Source organism: Paracoccus binzhouensis, from assembly GCF_016446475.1.
Classification (GTDB): Bacteria; Pseudomonadota; Alphaproteobacteria; order Rhodobacterales; family Rhodobacteraceae; genus Paracoccus; species Paracoccus binzhouensis.
Genome location: NZ_JAEHFP010000018.1, coordinates 28551 through 47780, shown reverse-complemented (window position 1 = coordinate 47780; position 19230 = coordinate 28551). Strand labels below are relative to the sequence as shown.

Sequence of the window (19230 nt, the reverse complement as noted above, 5' to 3'; positions counted from 1 at the left end):
CGTCACCAGCGTCAGCGCCTGGGCGGCGCGCGGCCCCGGCCCCCAGACCAGCGTGTCGGCCATCCAGCCGGGCGCCTCGGGCGCGCCGGGCCGCGCGGCCCGCACCAGGTCGAGGATGGCGTTCAGCACCGTCTCGCCCACCGGCATGCGCCGGATCAGCGCTTGCGCCGCGACCAGCCCCGCCGCGTCGAAGACCGCATGGGCGCGGCCCTGCTCGATCCCGGTGGTGGCCAGCAGGATGGCGCGCTCGGTGTCGCGGTCGGGATAGTCCACGTCGATCTGCAACAGGAAACGGTCCAGCTGCGCCTCGGGCAAGGGATAGGTGCCCTCCTGCTCGATGGGGTTCTGGGTGGCGAGGACGTGGAAGGGCCGGCCCAGCGGCCGGTGTTCGCCGCCGATGGTCACCTCGCCCTCCTGCATGGCCTGCAGCAGCGCGGATTGGGTGCGGGGGCTGGCGCGGTTGATCTCGTCCGCCATCAGCAGCTGGGTGAAGACCGGCCCCTCGATGAAGCGGAAGGCGCGGGTGCCGTCGGGGCGGATGTCCAGCACCTCCGAGCCCAGGATGTCGGCCGGCATCAGGTCGGGGGTGAACTGGATGCGCGCGGTATCAAGGCCCAGCACCGTGGCCAGGGTATCGACCAGCATGGTCTTGCCCAGGCCCGGCTGGCCGACCAGCAGCGCATGCCCGCCCGACAGGATCGCGGCCAGCACCTGCTCGACCACCGCATGCTGGCCGACGAAGCGGCGCTCGACGCTGGCGCGGACCTGGGCCAGCCGGTCGGTCAGCGTCAAGATTTCAGAAACCAGTTTTTCATCCTCGGCCATGACAACGCCCCGTTTCTGCTCTAGGACAACATAAAGGCAGGCGTGACGGGGTCCACAGCGAATGGTGGAAAACACTGACAATAGCGTGAGCGATGCGGCCGGAATCGCCGCCGCCGCCAGCCGTGCCTCGAAGAAGGGCCCGCCACCGGTGCATCTGTGGAATCCGCCCTTCTGCGGCGATCTCGACATGGAGATCCGTGCCGATGGCAGCTGGTTCTACAACGGCACCCCCATCGGCCGGCCCGAGATGGTGCGCCTCTTCGCCTCGATCCTGAAGCGAGAGGGTAACGATTACTTTCTGGTCACCCCGGTCGAAAAGGTCGGCATCCGCGTGGTCGACGCGCCCTTCGTCGCCGTCGATGCCGAAATCGGCGAGGAGATCAGCTTTACCACCAATGTGGGCGACCGGGTGATCGCCGGTCCCGAGCACGCGATCGCGTTGCGCGGGACGGCCAAGGAGCCCCGGCCCTATGTGCATATCCGCCGCGGTCTCTGGGCGCTGATCGACCGCAAGACATTCTACCGACTGGCCGATGCGGCTATGCCCGATGCAAGCGGGCGTATGGAAGTGCGATCGGGAGGGACGGCCTTTCCCCTGGAGCCCTGATCATGGCGCGATTCGCCGCCAACCTGACCTATCTGTTCACCGAACTGCCGATGCAGCAGCGTTTTGCCGCCGCGCGGCGCGCCGGCTTTCACGGCGTCGAGATCCTGTTCCCCTATGACCTGGCGGTCAAGGAGCTGAGCCGGGCGGCGCAGGCGGCGGGTGTGGAATTCGTGCTGATGAACACGCCGCCGCCGAACTGGGCCGGCGGCCCGCGCGGCTTTGCCGCCGAGCCGGGCAACGAGGCACGCTTCCGCGGCGATTTCGACCGCGCCATCCGCTTTGCCCGGGCCTTGGGGGTGCAGCACCTGCATGTAATGGCCGGCAAGGCCGAAGGGCCCGAGGCCCGGCGGACGCTGGTCGAGAACCTTCGCTGGGCCTGCGCCCGCGCGCCGCAGGCCAGCCTGACCATCGAACCGATGAACCGCGAGGACATGCCGGGCTATTTCCTCGACTGCTTCGACCTGGCGGCCGAGATCGTCGATGAGGTCGGCGCCGCCAATCTGGGCCTGCAATTCGACGCCTACCAGGCGCAGATGATCCATGGCGACGCGCTGGAGGTCTGGCAGCGCCATGCCGGCCGGGTGCGGCACATCCAGATCGCCGGCTGCCCGGGACGGCACGAACCGCGCCAGGGCGATCTCCATTTCGCTGAATTGCTGCGCGCCGTCGATGCTTCGGGCTATCGGGGCTGGGTGGGGGCGGAATATTCGCCGCGCACCTCGACCGAGGCCGGGCTGCGCTGGCTGCGCTCGGCCTGAGGGCGGCCGGGCCGGCGCGGGGGCCGGAGCGCGATTGCCGGGCGGCGCCGCTCCAGCGCTGGGACCGGCTGCCGGGCTGCACAGGTCGGCCTTGCCTTCTGTGGGCGCCGGTCCGTCAGCCCTCGCCGGGCATGCGATTGGGCAGGCACCCGGCCATCCGTTCGGCCAGCGCCGGCTGCCCGCTGGCCCGCAGGCCGGCGATGGCGCCTTGGCGGTCGCGGGGCTCGCGGTTCTGGCTGAGCTTCGATTTCGCCAAGGTCCGGTGCACGGCGATGCGGAAGGCGACGATGCCGTCCAGCATCTGCCGCAGGTAATCGGCCGGCGCATCGGCCATGTGCCACGCCCGGGCGCCGTTCAGGCGGCGCTCATGGGCGCGGGTCAGCAGGCCAACGGCCGCGCGCTTGGCATGGTCGTCATGCTGGAAGCTGATGGCGCCATGGGCATGCACCACCTGATAGTTCCAGGTCGGGACGTGCCGGTGATGCTCGGGCTTGCTCGGGTAAAAATTCGGCGAGACATAACCGTCCTCGCCCCGGAAGATCGCCAGCACCTCCTGGCCGTCGGAGATCAGTCGGTGCATGTCGTTGGCCAGCGCCACATGCCCGATCAGCGTGCCGTCCGGGGCGGCCAGCAGCGGGATATGGTTGGCAACCAGCCCCTCGTCCGTCTGGGCCACGATGCAGGCCAGAGGCGCGGCCGCGATGACCGCGGCGATCTCGTCGGGACGGATCTCGTGAAAATGCGGGGGGACATACATGCTGCGGTTCCGATGCCAGGATTGCCCGATCATGTCCCTGCGCCCGCTGCGGGCGCAGGACAGGCGCCGCTAATAGGCCGCGCTGCCGGCGCCGGCGGGAAGCGCGCCATAGGGCAGCCAGATGCTCTTGCTGCGGCTGGCGGCGCGCAGGAATTCCCGGCCCTGCGCCTGCGCATCGGTCCAGTCGCGCGGCTCGGGCGTCCAGACCGGAATCAGCGTCTCGGCCGCGGCGCGCTGCACCTCGGCCAGCCCCTCGCCCTGCCCGGGCCCGTTCCCGCCGGCATGCCAGATCGCCGAGACGCCATCATGCGCGGCCAGCGCCGCCGCCAGCGCATCGCGCGGGCCGGTGACGATATTGACCACGCCGCCCGGCACGTCCGAGCAGGCCAGCACCTGCGCCAGGGTCAGGGCCGCCATCGGCCGGTCCTGCGAGGGGATCGCCACCACCGCATTGCCCATGGCGATGGCCGGCAGCACCAGCGCCATGAAACCGGCGAGCGGCGCGGCCGTGGGCGCGACCAGCCCCATGACGCCATGCGGCTCGGGCTGGACATGGCACAGGTGGCCCGGCTTGGCCGAAACCGTGGCGCCGTCGTATTTGTCGGCAAAGCCGGCATAGAAGAAGCAGCGGCGGATGGTGGCATCGACCTCGGCCGGGCTGGCGAAGCCGGCGAATTCGCCGCGGCGCTGCGCCAGGTTCTCGGCCAGGAAATACAGCACCTGCGCCCGGCCATGCCCGCCCAGGCCCTGCCATTTCGCCAGCACGGATCCCGCCGCCTCGACGGCATTGCGGATGTCCTTGCGGTTACCCAGCGGGATCAATGCGTCCTGCGCCGCATAGCTGGCACCGCCGTCGGGACGCTTCTGCGCGCCGCCGATATAGAGCTTGACGGTACGGTCGATTCCGGCGCTTTCCTCGGATGCCTCGGCCGGGGCGATGTCCGCCGGCACCGGGTCGCGCAGCGCGGCGACGGGGGCGGCAAGATAGTCCAGCATCCCCTCGCGCCCGCCCTCGCGGCCATAGCCCGAATCGCGCATGCCGCCAAAGGGCGCCGCCGCGTCGAAGAGGTTGGCGCAGTTCACCCAGACCACGCCGGCCTTGATCCGCGCCGCCATGTCGGTCGCCACCGCGGCGCTTTCCGACCAGACCGAGGCCGCCAGCCCGTAGCGGGTGTTGTTGGCCAGGTCCGCCGCCTCGTCCGGGGTGCGGAAGGTCGAAAGCGTGGCGATGGGGCCAAAGATCTCCTCGATCATGCCGGGATTGGCGGGCGCGATGTTTCGCAGATAGCCCGGCGCGATGAAGCAGCCCTTGCCGGGCGCGCCGCCGACCAGTTCCGCCCCGGCGGCGGTCGCCCGGTCGAGGATGCGCAGGATGCGGTCCTTTTGCACCGGGTCGATGATGGCGCCCACATCGGTGGACTTGTCGAGCGGCGCGCCAAGCCGCAGCTTGTCCATCCGCGCCCGCAGCAGCGCCTCGAACCGCGCGGCGACCGATTCGGCGACCAGGATGCGCGAACCGGCGCAGCAGACCTCGCCCTGGTTGAACCAGACCCCTTCGACCACGCCCTCGACGGCGGCGTCCAGGTCGGCATCCTCCATGACCACGAAGGGCGACTTGCCGCCCAGTTCCAGCGTCAGCCGCTTGCCCGAGCCCGCGACAGCGCGGGCGATGCCGCGCCCGACCTCGGTCGAGCCGGTGAAGGCGATCTTGTCCACCGGGGCCGAGACCAGCGCCGCGCCGGTCTGGCCGTCGCCGGTGACGATGTTGACCACCCCGGCGGGGAGGCCGACATGGGCGCAGATCTCGGCGAAGGCCAGTGCGGTCAGCGGCGTGTATTCGGCGGGCTTCAGCACCACGGTATTGCCGGCAGCCAGCGCCGGCGCCACCTTCCAGGCCAGCATCAGCAGCGGGAAATTCCACGGGATGATCTGGCCGCAGACGCCCAAGGGGCCGTGGCCGGGAAACTCGGTCTCGGCCAGTTCGGCCCAGCCGGCATGGTGGTAGAAATGCCGCACCACCAGCGGCACGTCGATGTCGCGGCTTTCGCGGATCGGCTTGCCATTGTCCAGCGTCTCCAGCACCGCCAGGAACCGCTCGCGCTTCTGGATGGTGCGGGCGATGGCATAAAGGAAACGCGCCCGGTCGTGCCCCGGCATGGCGCCCCAGCCGCGCTGCGCCCGGCGCGCGGCGCGCACCGCCTTCATCACGTCGCGGGCGGTGCCCTGCGTGACCTGCGCGAGGTCCTCGCCGGTCGAGGGATCGCGGCTGGCGAAGGTCTCGCCCGGCCTGGTGAAGCGCCCGGCGATGAAATGGCCGAAGCGGCCGCGTTCGCGCAGCCAGTCGCGGACGGCCGAGGCATCCTCGGGCGCGGGGCCGTATTCCATGCTTTCCATGATCTCGCTTACCTTCGGCATGTTCACCCCGCAGCCAGACGATGGGCGGCAGCGTAGCGCCCGGTGACGTGATGGGAAATCTGCCGCTCGATATCGCCCAGAAGCGAGCTGGCGCCGATGCGGAACAGCTCGGGCCGCAGCCAGTCGCGGCCCAGCTCCTCAGCCATCAGCACCTGCCAGTTCAGCGCGTCCCGGGCGGTCTTCAGCCCGCCGGCCGGCTTGAAGCCCACCGCAAAGCCGGTCCGGTCGCGATAGTCGCGGATCGCCCGCAGCATGACCAGCGACACCGGCAGCGTGGCATTCACCGGCTCCTTCCCGGTCGAGGTCTTGATGAAATCGGCGCCGGCCTGCATGGCGACATGGCTGGCCTTGGCGACATGGCCCAGGGTCTTGAGCTCGCCCGTCGCCAGGATCGCCTTCATCCGGGCATGGCCGCAGGCCTCACGCATGTCGCAGATCTCGTCGTAGAGCGCCGCCCATTCGCCGCGCAGCACCAGCGCGCGGGAAATCACGATGTCGATCTCGTCCGCGCCTTGGTCCAGCGCATAGCGGATCTCGGCCAGCCGCAGGTCGAGCGGCATCAGCCCGGCGGGAAAGCCGGTCGCGACCGAGGCGACGGGAACCGCCGTGCCGGCCAGCGCCCGCTTGGCCGCCGCCACCATGGTCGGATAGACGCAGACCGCGCCCACGGTCAGGTGATCGACCCCCAGCGCCGCCAACTGGCCGGCATCGACCGGCTGGCGCGCCTTGGCGCAAAGCCGCGCCACGCGGTCCGGCGTGTCGTCGCCCGACAGCGTGGTCAGGTCGATGCAGCGCACCGCGTTCAGCAGCCAGGCCACCTGCCATTCCTTCTTCAGGCTGCGGCGCGCGGTCAGGCTGGCGGCGCGCCGCTCGGCCGCCGGGGTATTGACCTGGATGCCCTCGAACCAGTCGAGGCGGAAATCGGTGCCGGGATTTCTGCGCTCCATCGCTCAGCGCCCCCGCAGCCCGTCCCACCAGCGCCGCAGGCGGCCGCGCGCCCGGTCGCGGGCTGCGTCGGCGCTGGCGTCGATCCGGTCCCAGGCCTCGTCCGCCGAACGCACGGCCGGGTCGATGGTGCGCTCGCGGAACTGGTTCCACATCCGCCAGATCAGGAACAGCAGCGCCCCCAGCACCAGCAGGATGATCTGCGCCGCCCAGTTGAAGGGCTTCACCTCGGGCCCCGCCACCGGCTTCACCGAGATGGCGTTGGGATAGATCGACAGCCAGGAAATGCGCCAGCCGTAAGAGGTCACGCTGACCCATTCGGGATTTGCCGAGGTCGAGCGCAGGTCCGTCGCCTGCGCATGCAGGTTCGAGCTGTCGTATTTGAAATAGGGCGGCCAGATCCAGCCGGTATCCTCGTTGCGATAGACATAGGGCTTGCCGTTCGGGCGCACCGTGTCGATGAAGCGCACGTCGCGCTGCCCCTGGGCGTTCTGCACCGTGCCGGTGTCGGGCGAGGCATAGAAGATGCGGTTCGCGCCGATGTCGGTCAGACGGTTGTAGGTATTGGTGATGCGGACCGTCTGCTTGGAGGGCAGCGTGTAGTCCAGGAACGAAAAGACCGCGATCCCGAAGATCACCCCAAGGACGGTCAGGAACCAGCGCATCGGCGCCCCCTCAATTGTAGTTCACGATCACGATGATCACGACGATCGCGACCACCGGCAGGACCAGCACCAGCCCGACGAGCCGCGCCCGCAGGGTCTTGCCGAAACCCACCATCGAACGCCGCACGAACTCGGCGCGTTCCGGCGAAGGGCCGGCGCGTTCGGGATGGCGGCGATCCCATTCCTTTTCAAGCTCTTCCCGGCGCAGGCTGCGGATATAGATCGAAAGCAGCGCATAGAAGACCAGCTCGACGATCAGGACCATGCCGATCAGGCGAAGAAAGGCGATCATCGGGCCGACCCTGGTTGCGAAAAGCCTGCCCCATGGAAGGCCCCCGCGCCGCGACTGTCAATGACCCCATTGCGGCGCCGCCGCGCCCGGCCTAGCCTTGCGCCATGGACACCCTTGCCCTCGAGATCGAGAACCGCCGCGACGACCTGGTCCGCCTGACCCGGGATCTGATCCGCATTCCGACGCTGAACCCGCCGGGCCGCAACTATCGCGAGATCTGCGAATACCTGCAGGCCCGGCTGGAGCCGCAGGGCTGGGCCTGCGAGCTGATCCGCGCCCACGGCGCGCCCGGCGACAGCGAAGCCTTCCCGCGCTGGAACCTGGTCGCCCGGCATCTGGGCGGCCCGCCAGGCGACTGCGTGCATTTCAACAGCCATCACGACGTGGTCGAGGTCGGCCATGGCTGGAGCCGCGATCCCTTCGGCGCGGAACTGGCCGACGGCCGCATCTATGGCCGCGGCGCCTGCGACATGAAGGGGGGCTTGGCCTCCAGCATCATCGCGGCCGAGGCTTTCGTCGCGCTTTACCCCGACCATCCCGGCCAGATCGAGATCAGCGCCACCGCGGACGAGGAATCGGGCGGATTCGGCGGCGTGGCCTATCTGGCCGAACAGGGCGCCTTCGCCCATGTCGGCCATGTCATCATCCCCGAGCCGCTGCACAAGGACCGCATCTGCCTGGGCCATCGCGGCGTCTGGTGGGCCGAGATCGAGACGCATGGCCGCATCGCCCATGGCTCGATGCCCTTCCTGGGCGACAGCGCCATCCGCCACATGGGCGCGGTGCTGGAAGAAATGGAGCGCACGCTGTTCCCCTTGCTGATGAGCAAGCAAACGGAAATGCCGGTGATCCCCGAGGGCGCGCGGAACTCGACCCTGAACATCAACTCGATCCACGGCGGCGAGCCGGATCACGGTCCGGACTTCACCGGCCTGCCGGCGCCCTGCGTCGCCGACCGCTGCCGCATCGTGATCGACCGCCGCTTCCTGATCGAAGAAGAACTCGCGGAAGTGAAGCGCGAGGTCACCGCGCTGCTCGAACAGATCAAGGCGCAACGCCCGGGGTTCTCCTATGAAATCCGCGACCTGTTCGAGGTGATCCCCAGCATGACCGACCGCGATGCGCCGGTGGCGCGCTCGACCGCCGCCGCCATCGAACGGGTGCTGGGCCGCGAGGCCGGCTATGTGGTCAGCCCCGGCACCTACGACCAGAAGCATATCGACCGCATCGGCAAGCTGAAGAACTGCATCGCCTACGGGCCCGGCGTGCTGGACCTGGCGCACCAGCCCGACGAATGGGTGGGGGTGGACGACATGCGGGATTCCGCCCGCGTCATGGCCCTGGTGCTGGACGACATCCTGCGCGGCCCTGCGGGGGATTCCCCCCGTCCCGCGCCTGTGGCATGATCGCCCGAAACAACCAAGCATCCGCCGAGCAGCCCATGACCCAACGCCTGTCGATCAGCGCCATCATCTTCTTCGTCGTGATGATCCTTCTGGGCGTCTATTTCGCCTATGCGGCGGTGCAGGGCCCCTCAGGCATCCTGCGGCGGGTGCAGCTGCAGGCCGAAACGCAGGAACTGGTCCAGCAGCGCGACAAGCTGCAGGCCGAGGTGGACCGGATGCGCAACCTGACCCGGCGCCTGTCGGACGACTATCTCGACCTCGACCTGCTGGATGAACGCGCCCGCGACGTGCTGGGCCTGGTGCGCGCCGACGAGATCATCATCCGCTGACTGCCCCGCCGGCCCGGGGCCGCTCATTCTCCGTTGTCCGAATACCCATGCGACCGCGCGCCCCGGGGCACGGCGATGGCCCTGTGCGCGTGCCCCGCACGAGCAGCTTTCCGCATCTGCCCTCTGGACGGATGCACAAGGCCGGTTTACTTCCCCCGAAAGCTTCGCCTAGAATTAGTTTAACGCTGAACTATTCCTTGCCCCGAGGAGGAGGCCCATGGTCAGAAAGCCCGCAGCCAGGCAAAGCACGTCCAACGTGTCCAAGGATGAGCTGCTCAAATACTACCGCGACATGCTGTTGATCCGGCGATTCGAGGAAAAGGCCGGCCAGCTTTACGGCATGGGCCTGATCGGTGGCTTCTGCCATCTCTATATCGGCCAGGAGGCCGTCGTCGTCGGCCTCGAGGCCGCGGCCAAGGAAGGCGACAAGCGCATCACCTCCTATCGCGACCACGGCCACATGCTGGCCTGCGGCATGGAAGCCCGCGGCGTGATGGCCGAACTGACCGGCCGCATCGGCGGCTATTCCAAGGGCAAGGGCGGCTCGATGCACATGTTCAGCCGCGAGAAGCACTTCTACGGCGGCCACGGCATCGTCGCGGCGCAGGTGCCGCTGGGCGCCGGTCTCGCCTTCGCCGACAAGTATCTCGGCAACGACAACGTCACCTTCGTCTATTTCGGCGACGGCGCCTCGAACCAGGGCCAGGTCTACGAGACCTACAACATGGCCGAACTCTGGGAACTGCCGGTGGTCTTCGTCATCGAGAACAACCAATATGCCATGGGCACGTCGATGAAGCGTTCGACCAAGTCGACGACGCTGTTCGGCCGCGGCGAGGCCTTCGGCATCAAGGGCGAGCAGGTGGACGGCATGGACGTGCTGGCGGTCAAGGCCGCGGGCGAGAAGGCCGTGGCCCACTGCCGCGCCGGCAAGGGCCCCTACATCCTGGAAGTCATGACCTATCGCTATCGCGGCCATTCCATGTCCGATCCGGCGAAATACCGCACCCGCGAGGAAGTGCAGAAGATGCGCGACGAGCGCGACGCCATCGAGCATGTGCGCGAGCTGCTTCTGACCGGCAAGCACGCCTCCGAGGAGGACCTCAAGGCCATCGACAAGGAAATCAAGGATATCGTGAACGATTCCGCCGAATTCGCCAAGGAAAGTCCCGAGCCGCCGCTGGAGGAGCTCTGGACCGATATCTATGCCGGGGAAGTGCCGCAGGGCGGCGCGGAACAGAACGCCTGAGGGGAGGGAACCATGGCAACCGAAATCCTGATGCCCGCCCTGTCGCCGACCATGGAGGAAGGCACGCTGGCCAAATGGCTGGTCAAGGAAGGCGATAGCGTGAAATCCGGCGACATCCTCGCCGAGATCGAGACCGACAAGGCCACGATGGAATTCGAGGCCGTCGACGAGGGCATCCTCGGCAAGATCCTGGTGGCCGAGGGCAGCCAGGGGGTCAAGGTGAACACCCCCATCGCCGTGCTGGTCGAGGAAGGCGAATCCGTCGATGCCGCCCCGGCGCCGAAAGCCGAGGCGCCCGCCGAGGCCCCACCCGCCGAGGCCAGAGCCGAGGCTCCGGCCGCCCCGGCGCAGGCGGCCGCCCCTGCCCCGGCTCCGGTCGCGGACCTCTCGCCCGACTGGCCGGAAGGCACGCCGATGAAGACCATGACCGTGCGCGAGGCCCTGCGCGAGGCCATGGAAGAGGAAATGAACCGCGACGAAACCGTCTTCCTGATGGGCGAGGAAGTCGGCGAATACCAGGGCGCCTACAAGATCTCGCAGGGCCTCTTGGACAAGTTCGGCCCGCGTCGCGTCGTGGATACGCCGATCTCGGAAATCGGCTTTGCCGGCATCGGCACCGGCGCCGCCATGGCCGGGCTGCGCCCCATCGTCGAGTTCATGACCTTCAACTTCGCCATGCAGGCCATCGACCATATCATCAACTCGGCCGCCAAGACTCTCTACATGTCCGGCGGCCAGATGGGCTGCCCCATCGTCTTCCGCGGCCCGAACGGCGCCGCCGCGCGCGTGGCGGCCCAGCACAGCCAGGATTACGCCGCCTGGTATGCGCAGATCCCCGGCCTCAAGGTGGTGATGCCCTATTCGGCCGCCGATGCGAAGGGCCTGCTGAAACAGGCGATCCGCGACCCGAACCCGGTGATCTTCCTGGAAAACGAAATCCTCTACGGCCGCAGCTTCGAGGTGCCGGATCTCGAAGATTTCACCATCCCCTTCGGCAAGGCCAAGATCGTGCGCCCCGGCCGCGACGTGACCCTGGTCAGCTTCGGCATCGGCATGGTCCATGCGCTCGAAGCCGCCGAGAAGCTGGCGTCGGAAGGCATCGAGGCTGAGGTGATCGACCTGCGCACCCTGCGCCCCATCGATTACGCCACGCTGATCGAATCGGTGAAGCGCACCAACCGCTGCGTGACGGTAGAAGAGGGCTTCCCGGTCGCCTCGATCGGCAACCACCTCTCGGCCCATATCATGGAGAACGCCTTCGACTATCTCGACGCGCCGGTGATCAACTGCACCGGCAAGGACGTGCCCATGCCCTATGCCGCCAATCTTGAAAAGCACGCGCTGATCACCTCCGACGAGGTGGTGGCGGCGGTCAAGAAAGTCACCTACCGTTAAGGAGCGAGCGAGATGCCGACAGAAATCCTGATGCCCGCGCTTTCTCCGACCATGGAAGAGGGCACGCTGGCCAAATGGCTGGTGAAAGAGGGCGACGCGGTCAAATCCGGCGACATCCTGGCCGAGATCGAGACCGACAAGGCCACGATGGAATTCGAGGCCGTCGACGAGGGCACGGTGGGCAAGATCCTGGTGGCCGAGGGCACCGCGGGGGTCAAGGTCAACACCCCCATCGCCGTGCTGCTGGAGGAAGGCGAATCCGCCGATGACATCGGCGCGGCGCCGGCACCCAAGGCGGAAGCCAAGCCCGAGGCGGCGAAAGCCGAAGCCGCCCCGGCTGCGGCGACCACCGCCGCCCCTGCCCCGGCGGCGCCGAAATCGGCCGAGGGCGGGCGCATCTTCGCCTCGCCCCTGGCGCGGCGCCTCGCGGCGGAAAAGGGCATCGACCTTGCCGCGATCAGGGGCTCGGGCCCGCATGGCCGCATCGTCAAGGCGGATGTCGAGGGCGCGAAGCCCGGCGCGGCCAAGTCCGCTGCCGCCGAGGCGCCGAAGGCCGCCGCGCCAGCCCCGGCTGCCGCCGCCCCGGCTGGCCCCGCTGCGGAAACCATCCTCAAGATCTATGCCGACCGCGAGACCGAGGAAGTGGCGCTGGACGGCATGCGCCGCACCATCGCCGCGCGCCTGTCGGAAGCCAAGCAGACCATCCCGCATTTCTACCTGCGCCGGTCCGCGAAGCTCGACGAGCTGATGAAGTTCCGCGCCATGCTGAACAAGCAGCTGGAATCGCGGGGCGTGAAGCTGTCGGTGAACGACTTCATCATCAAGGCCTGCGCGCTGGCCCTGCAAGAGGTGCCGGACGCGAATGCGGTCTGGGCCGGCGACCGCATCCTGAAGCTGAAACCCTCGGACGTGGCGGTGGCCGTGGCGGTCGAGGGAGGGCTCTTCACCCCGGTGCTCAAGGACGCGCAGCAGAAGACGCTGTCCGCCCTCTCGGCCGAGATGAAGGACCTGGCCAACCGCGCCAAGACCAAGAAGCTCGCGCCCCACGAATACCAGGGCGGCAGCTTCGCCATCTCGAACCTGGGCATGTTCGGCATCGAGAATTTCGACGCGGTGATCAACCCGCCGCATGGCGCGATCCTCGCCGTCGGTGCCGGCATCCAGACCCCGGTGGTCGAGAATGGCGAGGTGGTGATCCGCAACGTCATGTCGATGACGCTTTCGGTGGATCACCGGGTGATCGACGGTGCGCTTGGCGCCCAGCTTCTGGAAGCCATCGTCAAGCATCTGGAAAACCCGATGGGCATGCTGGCCTGATCCCACCCGCCAGGAACGAACAAGGGGGCCTTCGCGGCCCCCTTTTTCCGTTTTCCCAATACCCCGCGGGGGTCCGGGGGCGCGAAGCCCCCGGCAGCGGCCTCACTCGCCCGCCGCCCCCTGCGCCACGTTCAGCCCGATCCGCCGCCGCAGCCAGCAGGCCAGCCGCACCTGCCCGCCATGGATCACCGAGAACAGCGAGGGCACGAACAGCAGCGACAGCAGCGTGGACAGCAGCAGCCCACCGATCACCGCGATGGCCATGGGGGCGCTGAACTCGGCCCCCTCGCCGGTGCCAAGGGCCGAGGGCACCATGCCCGCGGTCATGGCGATGGTGGTCATCACGATGGGCCGGGCGCGCTTGTGCACCGCATCCAGGATCGCCGCACGCTTTTCCGTGCCCCGGTCCATCGAGCTGACGGCGAATTCCACCAGCATGATGGCGTTCTTGGTCACGATCCCCATCAGCATCAGGAAGCCGATCACCACCGCCATGCTGATGGAATTGCCGGTCAGGAACAGCGCCAGGATCGCGCCGCCGATGGCCAGCGGCAGCGACATCAGGATCGAGACCGGGGTGACGAAATTATGAAACAGCAGCACCAGCACGACATAGGTCAGAAGCACGCCCGAGATCATCGCCACGGTGAAGGCCTGGAACACCTCGGCCATGATCTCGGCATCGCCCGAGGGCTGGATCTCGGTCCCCGGCGGCAGTTCTACCTGGCTCTGCAAGGCGGTGACCTGCGCGTTCACCGGCCCCAGCAGCGCCCCGCCGGCCAGGTTCGCCGACACCGTGGTGCGATAGCGCCGGTCGTAGCGGCCGATCTCGGTGGCGCCGGCCGACAGCGAGACATCGGCCACCGCCTCCAGCGGCAGCTGCCCGGCCGAGCTGGGCACCCGCAGGTTCCTGACCGTCATCAGGTCGCGCCGGGCGGACTCGTCCAGCCGCACCATGATCGGGATCTGCTTGTCGCCGGTATTGAACTTGGCCAGGTTCGATTCCGTGTCCCCCAGCGTCGCCACCCGCAGCGTGGTGGCCAGCGCGCTGGCGGTGACGCCCAGCTGCGCGGCCACCTCGGGGCGCGGATGGATCTGGATCTCGGGCCGTTGCAGGCTGGCCGAGGATGTCACCCCTTCCAGGGTCGGCAGGGTCTTCATCGCCGCCATCAGCCGCTCGGCCGCCTCGGTCGCGCCTTCCTCGCTGTCGCCCAGAACGGAAATGGACAGGTCGGCATTGCCCTCCTCGTTCTGGAAATTGATGCGCAGGTCGGGGATCCGCGACAGGTCGCGCTTCAACGCGTCCTCGATCTCGAAGCTCGAGCGCTCGCGCTCTTCCTTGGGGCCGTAATTGACCATCAGCTTGGCCTTGGCCACGTCGTTCTCGCCGCCATTGACGAAGACCGAGCGCACCTCGGGCACCGCCTTGATGCGTTGCGAGATCATCCGCGCCGCGGCTTCGGTTTCCGAGACCGTGGCGCCGGGCGGCAATTCGATGGTGATCTGGCTGCGGCCGACATCCGAGGCCGGGATGAACTCGGTCGGCAGCAGCGTGGCGGAAAAGATCGAGCCGGCGAAGACCCCCAGCCCCATCAGCAATGTCAGGCCGCGATGGCGCAGCGTCCAGGCCAGCACCGCCATCAGCGCCCGCAGCACCGGCCCGTCGCGCTCTTCGGCCAGGCGGGTGTTGTCGCGCAGGAAATAGGCGGCCAGCATTGGCGTGATGAGCCGCGCCACCAAGAGCGAGAACAGCACCGACACCGCGACAGTCAGGCCGAACTGCTTGAAATACTGCCCCGGAATCCCCCCCATGAAGCTGACCGGGGCAAAGACCGCGACGATCGAGAAGCTGATGGCGATGACGGTCAGGCCGATCTCGTTCGCGGCCTCCATGCTGGCCTGATAGGCGGGCACGCCCATGTTGATGTGGCGCACGATGTTCTCGATCTCGACGATGGCGTCGTCGACCAGGATGCCGGTGACCAGGGTGATCGCCAGCAGGCTGATGCCGTTCAGCGTAAAGCCCAGCCAGTGCATGACGAAGAAGGTCGGGATGACCGACAAAGGCAGCGCCACCGCGGCGATCAGCGTGGCGCGCCAGTTGCGCAGGAACAGGAACACCACCACCACCGCCAGCGCCGCGCCCTCGTAGAGCGTCTCCATGGTCGAATGGTAGCTGCCCGAGGTATAGGTGGTCGCGTCGTCGATCAGGGTAATGCGGGTGCCGGGATGGCGCGCCTCGATCTGGGCGATGCGGGCCTTGGCGCCGTCGCCGGCCTCCAGGTCGGATTCGCCGCTGGCGCGGAACACCCCGAAGGCCACCACCGGCTGGCCGTCGAGCAGGGCGAACTTGCGCTCCTCGCTGGCGCCGTCGCTGACGCTGCCCAGCTGGTCCAGCCGCACCGTGCGCCCGCCCGCCTCTCCGCCGCCGATCAGGATCGGTGTGGCGGCCAGGCGCTCGACATCGCCGGCCGAGCCCAGGGCGCGGATGGAATATTCGGTGCCGGCCAGGTCGCCGCGCCCGCCGCCCAGGTCGATGTTCTTGGCCCGCAGCTGTTCCGAGATCTCGGCCGCCGTCAGCCCGAAGGCCTGGATGCGGTCGGGGTCCAGATCGACATTGATCTGCCGGTCGGCGCCGCCGATGCGGGTGATGCTGGCCACGCCCGGCACGGTGGACAGGTCGCGCGCCACCACGTCATCGACGAAATCCGACAGCTGCTCGATGCTCATGCCGGGATTGCTGACGGCATAGGTCAGGATCGCCATGCCGCTGACGTCGATGCGATGGACCAGCGGCTCGACGATGGATTCGGGCAGGTCGGCGCGGACATTGGCCACCGCGTCCTTGACGTCGTTCACGGCCCGGTCGGTATCGGTCTCCAGCTCGAACTCGACATAGATGCGGGCCGAGCTGTCGGTCGCGGACGAGGTGATGTGCCGCACGCCGGTGATCGAGGCGATGGAATCCTCGATGGGCTGGATCACCTGCCTGGTCAGCTCGCTGGGCGCGGCGCCGGGCTGGCTGACCACGACGCTGACCAGCGGCAGGTCGATATTCGGCATGGCCGTGACCGCCAGCCGGCTGAAGCTGTAGAACCCCATCAGCAGCAGGACGAGAAAGACCGCGATGGGCGGCACCGGATGGCGTATGGACCAGGCCGAGACGTTCATGGCGCCGCCTGCACCTGGTCGCCGCTGCGGAAGAAGGCGCCGGCGCGCGCCACCACCTGCTCGCCCGGCGCCAGCCCCTCCAGGATCTCGCGCCGGCCCTGCCAGATCAGCCCGGCCTTCACCGGGCGGGTCTCGATGCGGCCGTCCTTGACCACCTGCACCCGCTCGCCCCGGTCATCGGCCAGGATGGCCGAGCTGGGCACGGTCAGCGCCTCGCGCCGGTCGGTGATGATCCAGCCGCTGGCGAAAAGCCCGGTGCGCAGCCGCGGATCGGGGTCCAGTGCGATCCGCGCCGAGCCGAGCCGCGTCACCGGATCGACCGCCGCCGGCGCCAGCCGCAGCCTGCCGCGGACCTCGCCCACGCCCGCCACGCGGATTTCGGCCGCATCGCCGGGCTTCAGCTGCGACAGCGCGGTCTCGATCACATCGGCGTCGAGCTCGATCTCGCCGCCGGCGATCAGTGTGAAGAGCGGCTCGCCGCCGCTGCCCGAGATCGCCCCCAGCCGGGCGGTGCGGGCGACCACCACGCCATCGACCGGCGCGGTGATGCGGGCATAGCCCAGGTTCAGCCGGGCGATGCGGCGGCTGGCATCGGCCTGCGCCAGCTGCGCCCGCGCCACGCCCAACCCGTCCGCGGCCGAAGCCGCCGCAGCCCGGGCCGAGGCCTCGGCGGCGATGGCCTGGTCCAGCACCGCCTGGCTGGCATTGCCGCTTTGGCGCAGGCTGCGGGTGCGGGCCAGGGTCGCGGCGGCCTCGGTCAGCGTCGCCTCGGCGCTGGCGATCTGGCTTTCGGCCTGGCTGATGCCGGCCTCGGAACGCTGGTATTCTGCCTCGGCTTGGGCCAGCTGCGCCGACAGCGCCTCATCGGACAGCCGCGCCAGCACCGCGCCGGCCTTCACCCGGTCGCCGACCTCGGCCTCGATGCCGGTGATCTCGTAGCCCGCGACCTGGGCATGCACCAGCACCTCCTGCCGCGCCACCAGCGAGCCCGAGACCGGCACCCGCGCCTCGATCCGCGTCTTCTCGGCCCGCGCCAGCGTCACCACCGGCAGTTCCGACTGCTCGACCGCGCCCGCCGTCTCGGCCATAGCTGCGGCGGCCGGTCCCGACAGGGACAGGGCAAGGGCCAGCGTCGCGGCCCGGGTGATCCGCCAGGCTGCGGTCATCGTCCCCTCCTAACCAATCTGCGGCGCAACATAATGGCGGCGGCCGCCCGCAACAATGCCGGTCGCGGATCAGAAGGAAATGCTGACGCCGGGCAGGTTCAACTCGCCGATCAGCTCGCGCAGCTCCTGGCGGGCGGCGATGTTGGACATGTTGAGCTGCTCCGTGCCGATATCCTTGAGGTCCAGCAGCGTCAGGCCGCGCGGGAACAGCTCGCGGAAGATTACCCGCTCGGAGAAGCCGGGCGCAACGCGGAAGCCGATGCGCTTCGACAGCGCCGCCAGCGCGCCGCCGACCTTGCGCTTGTTGTGCATGGCCTGGGTGCCCAGGCGGTTGCGCAGCACCAGCCAGTCGATGGGCCCCGCCCCCGCCTCGCCGCGCAGCTGGCGGGCCGACCAGACCATCTCGGCATAGATCGAGGGGCCGAGAATCTTGCCCTCGGGCGACAGCCGGGCCAGCAGGTCGAAATCGACGAAACTGTCGTTCATCGGCGTGATCAGCGTGTCGGCCAGCGTATGCGCCATCTGGCTGAGCCGGGTATGCGAGCCGGGGCAGTCCAGCAGGATGAAGTCGCATTCCGCCTCCAGCGCCGCCACGGCCTGGGACAGCGGATCGCTGCCCGCCTCGGGCTCGGGCGCCAGATGGCCCAGGACCGGCGTGGGCAGGTCCAGCCCCTCACGCTGGGCGAAATGCACGCGGTTCTCAAGATAGCGGCCGAAGCTGCGTTGGCGCAGGTCCAGGTCCAGCGCCCCGACCCGATGGCCCATGCGCGCCAGCGCGGTGGCGACATGCATCGAGGTCGTGGACTTTCCCGAACCGCCCTTTTCGTTCCCGACAACGATGATATGCGCCACGAATCCCCCGGAAATGCCCGCCGCCTCGGGCCGGACCATAGGCCGCGCCCGGTGCGATGAAAAGCACCGCATCGGCGCGAATCGTCGCCATCGCGGCGTTTTTCCGCGCTTTGCATCGCCCCTGCAGGCCCGGAGGACCGCCGCACAACCTTCTGTTCCGGCTTCATTCTTTCATCACGACACGGCGGGTCGAGATTTATCTTGCAAAATACGACTGTCTATGTCGTCATATACCTGCCGGAACGAACCGGCAGGTCAGCCAAGGGAAGGAGCCAAAGATGACCTCACTGCACCATCTGTCGGCCTTTGCCGATCGCGCGATGCGGGCCGCCATGCCCACCCCCCGTTATGCGGTCAGCCTGATCGACCGCCGCACGGGAAGGCCGCATCGGATCTCGGACATCCCGCTGCGGCTGATCACCTGCGAGCCGTTCGAGACCGCCCGGGACCTGATGCGCGACCGCGACCCCGCGCTTTGGGACACCGCCATCCACCGCCTCGACAGGAAAGGAGCCCTGCAATGATCCGCGCCGTTTTCCCGACGCCCGTCCGCAACTATGCGACCATCGCGCTTTCGGCCTATCAAAGCGTGCAAGGGCCGGTGCTGCGCGAATATCGCGATGGCCGGGTGATGATCGACACCGGCAGCGGGCCGCTGACCGGCTTGCCGCTGAACCGGCCGCCGCGGGCGCCAAGCTGGATGCCGATCCTGGGCCTGGCCTTCTGACCGGGTTTCTGACCAGGGGTTCTGCCCGGGCCTTCCGGCCTTCTTCGCGCGGGGGGATCGCCCACCATCCCTCGAAACGAGAAACGCCGCCCGAAGGGGCGGCGTTTGCAGATCCGGGCGTGGTGGGCTCAGAAGCCCAGGCCGGCATATTTGTTCTTGAACTTCGACACGCGGCCGCCGGTGTCCATCAGCTTGGCCGAGCCGCCCGTCCAGGCGGGATGCGAGTTCGGGTCGATGTCCAGCGACATGGTGTCGCCTTCCTTGCCCCAGGTCGAGCGCACCTGATAGGTGGTGCCGTCGGTCATCTTGACCTCGATCAGGTGGTAGTCGGGATGGATGTCTGCTTTCATGGCG

19 protein-coding genes are annotated in these 19230 nt (G+C 68.5%); 9 read left to right on the top strand and 10 right to left on the bottom strand.

From position 1 onward, the window contains the following. Window positions 1–825 (bottom strand): AAA family ATPase (locus tag I9P22_RS06955; RefSeq protein WP_199258629.1); only part of this gene is annotated, 825 nt, incomplete at its 3' end. 61 nt (window positions 826–886) lie between these two features. Between I9P22_RS06955 and I9P22_RS06950 the strand changes: the two genes are divergently transcribed. After that, window positions 887–1432 (top strand): DUF1285 domain-containing protein, encoded by a 546-nt coding sequence (locus I9P22_RS06950; RefSeq protein WP_199258628.1) that lies wholly within the window; start codon window positions 887–889, stop codon window positions 1430–1432. Between the two features lie 2 nt (window positions 1433–1434). Beyond that, window positions 1435–2190, top strand: a complete 756-nt coding sequence (locus I9P22_RS06945; RefSeq protein WP_199258627.1) for a hydroxypyruvate isomerase family protein — start codon at window positions 1435–1437, stop codon at window positions 2188–2190. Window positions 2191–2305: 115 nt separating this feature from the next. Here I9P22_RS06945 and I9P22_RS06940 read toward each other — a convergent pair whose 3' ends face one another. The 5 genes from I9P22_RS06940 to I9P22_RS06920 all read right to left on the bottom strand — a co-directional run bounded on the left by I9P22_RS06940 (window position 2306) and on the right by I9P22_RS06920 (window position 7264). Then, a complete protein-coding gene (locus I9P22_RS06940) occupies window positions 2306–2947 on the bottom strand; it encodes an FMN-binding negative transcriptional regulator (protein ID WP_199258626.1) in 642 nt (213 codons plus the stop codon). Between the two features lie 69 nt (window positions 2948–3016). Beyond that, window positions 3017–5362: an aldehyde dehydrogenase family protein gene (locus I9P22_RS06935; protein WP_199258625.1), complete on the bottom strand. Its 2346-nt coding sequence runs from the start codon at window positions 5360–5362 to the stop codon at window positions 3017–3019. 2 nt (window positions 5363–5364) lie between these two features. Then, window positions 5365–6309: a deoxyribose-phosphate aldolase gene (gene deoC / locus I9P22_RS06930; RefSeq protein WP_199258624.1), complete on the bottom strand. Its 945-nt coding sequence runs from the start codon at window positions 6307–6309 to the stop codon at window positions 5365–5367. Between the two features lie 3 nt (window positions 6310–6312). Continuing rightward, a complete protein-coding gene (locus tag I9P22_RS06925) occupies window positions 6313–6972 on the bottom strand; it encodes a DUF1523 family protein (RefSeq protein ID WP_199258623.1) in 660 nt (219 codons plus the stop codon). A gap of 10 nt (window positions 6973–6982) precedes the next feature. Further along, complete coding sequence (locus I9P22_RS06920) at window positions 6983–7264, bottom strand: hypothetical protein (protein WP_199258622.1); 282 nt, start codon at window positions 7262–7264, stop codon at window positions 6983–6985. A 104-nt stretch (window positions 7265–7368) separates the two neighbouring features. Here I9P22_RS06920 and I9P22_RS06915 point away from each other — a divergent pair, with 104 nt between their 5' ends. The 5 genes from I9P22_RS06915 to I9P22_RS06895 all read left to right on the top strand — a co-directional run bounded on the left by I9P22_RS06915 (window position 7369) and on the right by I9P22_RS06895 (window position 12960). Further along, window positions 7369–8670, top strand: coding sequence for an acetylornithine deacetylase/succinyl-diaminopimelate desuccinylase family protein (locus tag I9P22_RS06915; protein ID WP_199258621.1), 1302 nt, complete (start codon window positions 7369–7371; stop codon window positions 8668–8670). Between the two features lie 35 nt (window positions 8671–8705). Beyond that, window positions 8706–8999 carry an FtsB family cell division protein gene (locus I9P22_RS06910; protein ID WP_028712501.1) on the top strand — a complete coding sequence of 98 codons (294 nt, stop codon included), beginning with the start codon at window positions 8706–8708 and terminating at the stop codon, window positions 8997–8999. Between the two features lie 217 nt (window positions 9000–9216). Then, window positions 9217–10248 carry a pyruvate dehydrogenase (acetyl-transferring) E1 component subunit alpha gene (gene pdhA, locus I9P22_RS06905; protein ID WP_199258620.1) on the top strand — a complete coding sequence of 344 codons (1032 nt, stop codon included), beginning with the start codon at window positions 9217–9219 and terminating at the stop codon, window positions 10246–10248. A 12-nt stretch (window positions 10249–10260) separates the two neighbouring features. After that, complete coding sequence (locus I9P22_RS06900; RefSeq protein WP_199258619.1) at window positions 10261–11643, top strand: pyruvate dehydrogenase complex E1 component subunit beta; 1383 nt, start codon at window positions 10261–10263, stop codon at window positions 11641–11643. A gap of 12 nt (window positions 11644–11655) precedes the next feature. Further along, window positions 11656–12960, top strand: a complete 1305-nt coding sequence (locus I9P22_RS06895) for a pyruvate dehydrogenase complex dihydrolipoamide acetyltransferase (protein ID WP_199258618.1) — start codon at window positions 11656–11658, stop codon at window positions 12958–12960. Between the two features lie 102 nt (window positions 12961–13062). Here I9P22_RS06895 and I9P22_RS06890 read toward each other — a convergent pair whose 3' ends face one another. The 3 genes from I9P22_RS06890 to I9P22_RS06880 all read right to left on the bottom strand — a co-directional run bounded on the left by I9P22_RS06890 (window position 13063) and on the right by I9P22_RS06880 (window position 18149). After that, a complete protein-coding gene (locus I9P22_RS06890) occupies window positions 13063–16131 on the bottom strand; it encodes an efflux RND transporter permease subunit (protein WP_199258617.1) in 3069 nt (1022 codons plus the stop codon). After that, complete coding sequence (locus tag I9P22_RS06885) at window positions 16128–17297, bottom strand: efflux RND transporter periplasmic adaptor subunit (protein ID WP_199258616.1); 1170 nt, start codon at window positions 17295–17297, stop codon at window positions 16128–16130. The genes I9P22_RS06890 and I9P22_RS06885 overlap by 4 nt, the downstream gene beginning before the upstream one ends. Window positions 17298–17366: 69 nt before the next feature. Continuing rightward, a complete protein-coding gene (locus I9P22_RS06880) occupies window positions 17367–18149 on the bottom strand; it encodes a division plane positioning ATPase MipZ (protein ID WP_199258632.1) in 783 nt (260 codons plus the stop codon). Between the two features lie 278 nt (window positions 18150–18427). Here I9P22_RS06880 and I9P22_RS06875 point away from each other — a divergent pair, with 278 nt between their 5' ends. Both I9P22_RS06875 and I9P22_RS06870 read left to right on the top strand, forming a co-directional pair. After that, entirely contained in the window at window positions 18428–18673 is a 246-nt protein-coding gene (locus I9P22_RS06875) for a hypothetical protein (RefSeq protein ID WP_233253258.1), read from the top strand. Continuing rightward, window positions 18670–18876 carry a hypothetical protein gene (locus I9P22_RS06870; protein WP_199258615.1) on the top strand — a complete coding sequence of 69 codons (207 nt, stop codon included), beginning with the start codon at window positions 18670–18672 and terminating at the stop codon, window positions 18874–18876. The genes I9P22_RS06875 and I9P22_RS06870 overlap by 4 nt, the downstream gene beginning before the upstream one ends. A gap of 128 nt (window positions 18877–19004) precedes the next feature. On the opposite strand, the gene rpmE is transcribed toward I9P22_RS06870, so the two are convergent. Further along, window positions 19005–19226, bottom strand: coding sequence for a 50S ribosomal protein L31 (gene rpmE, locus I9P22_RS06865; protein ID WP_011750118.1), 222 nt, complete (start codon window positions 19224–19226; stop codon window positions 19005–19007). Window positions 19227–19230: the final 4 nt, after the last annotated feature.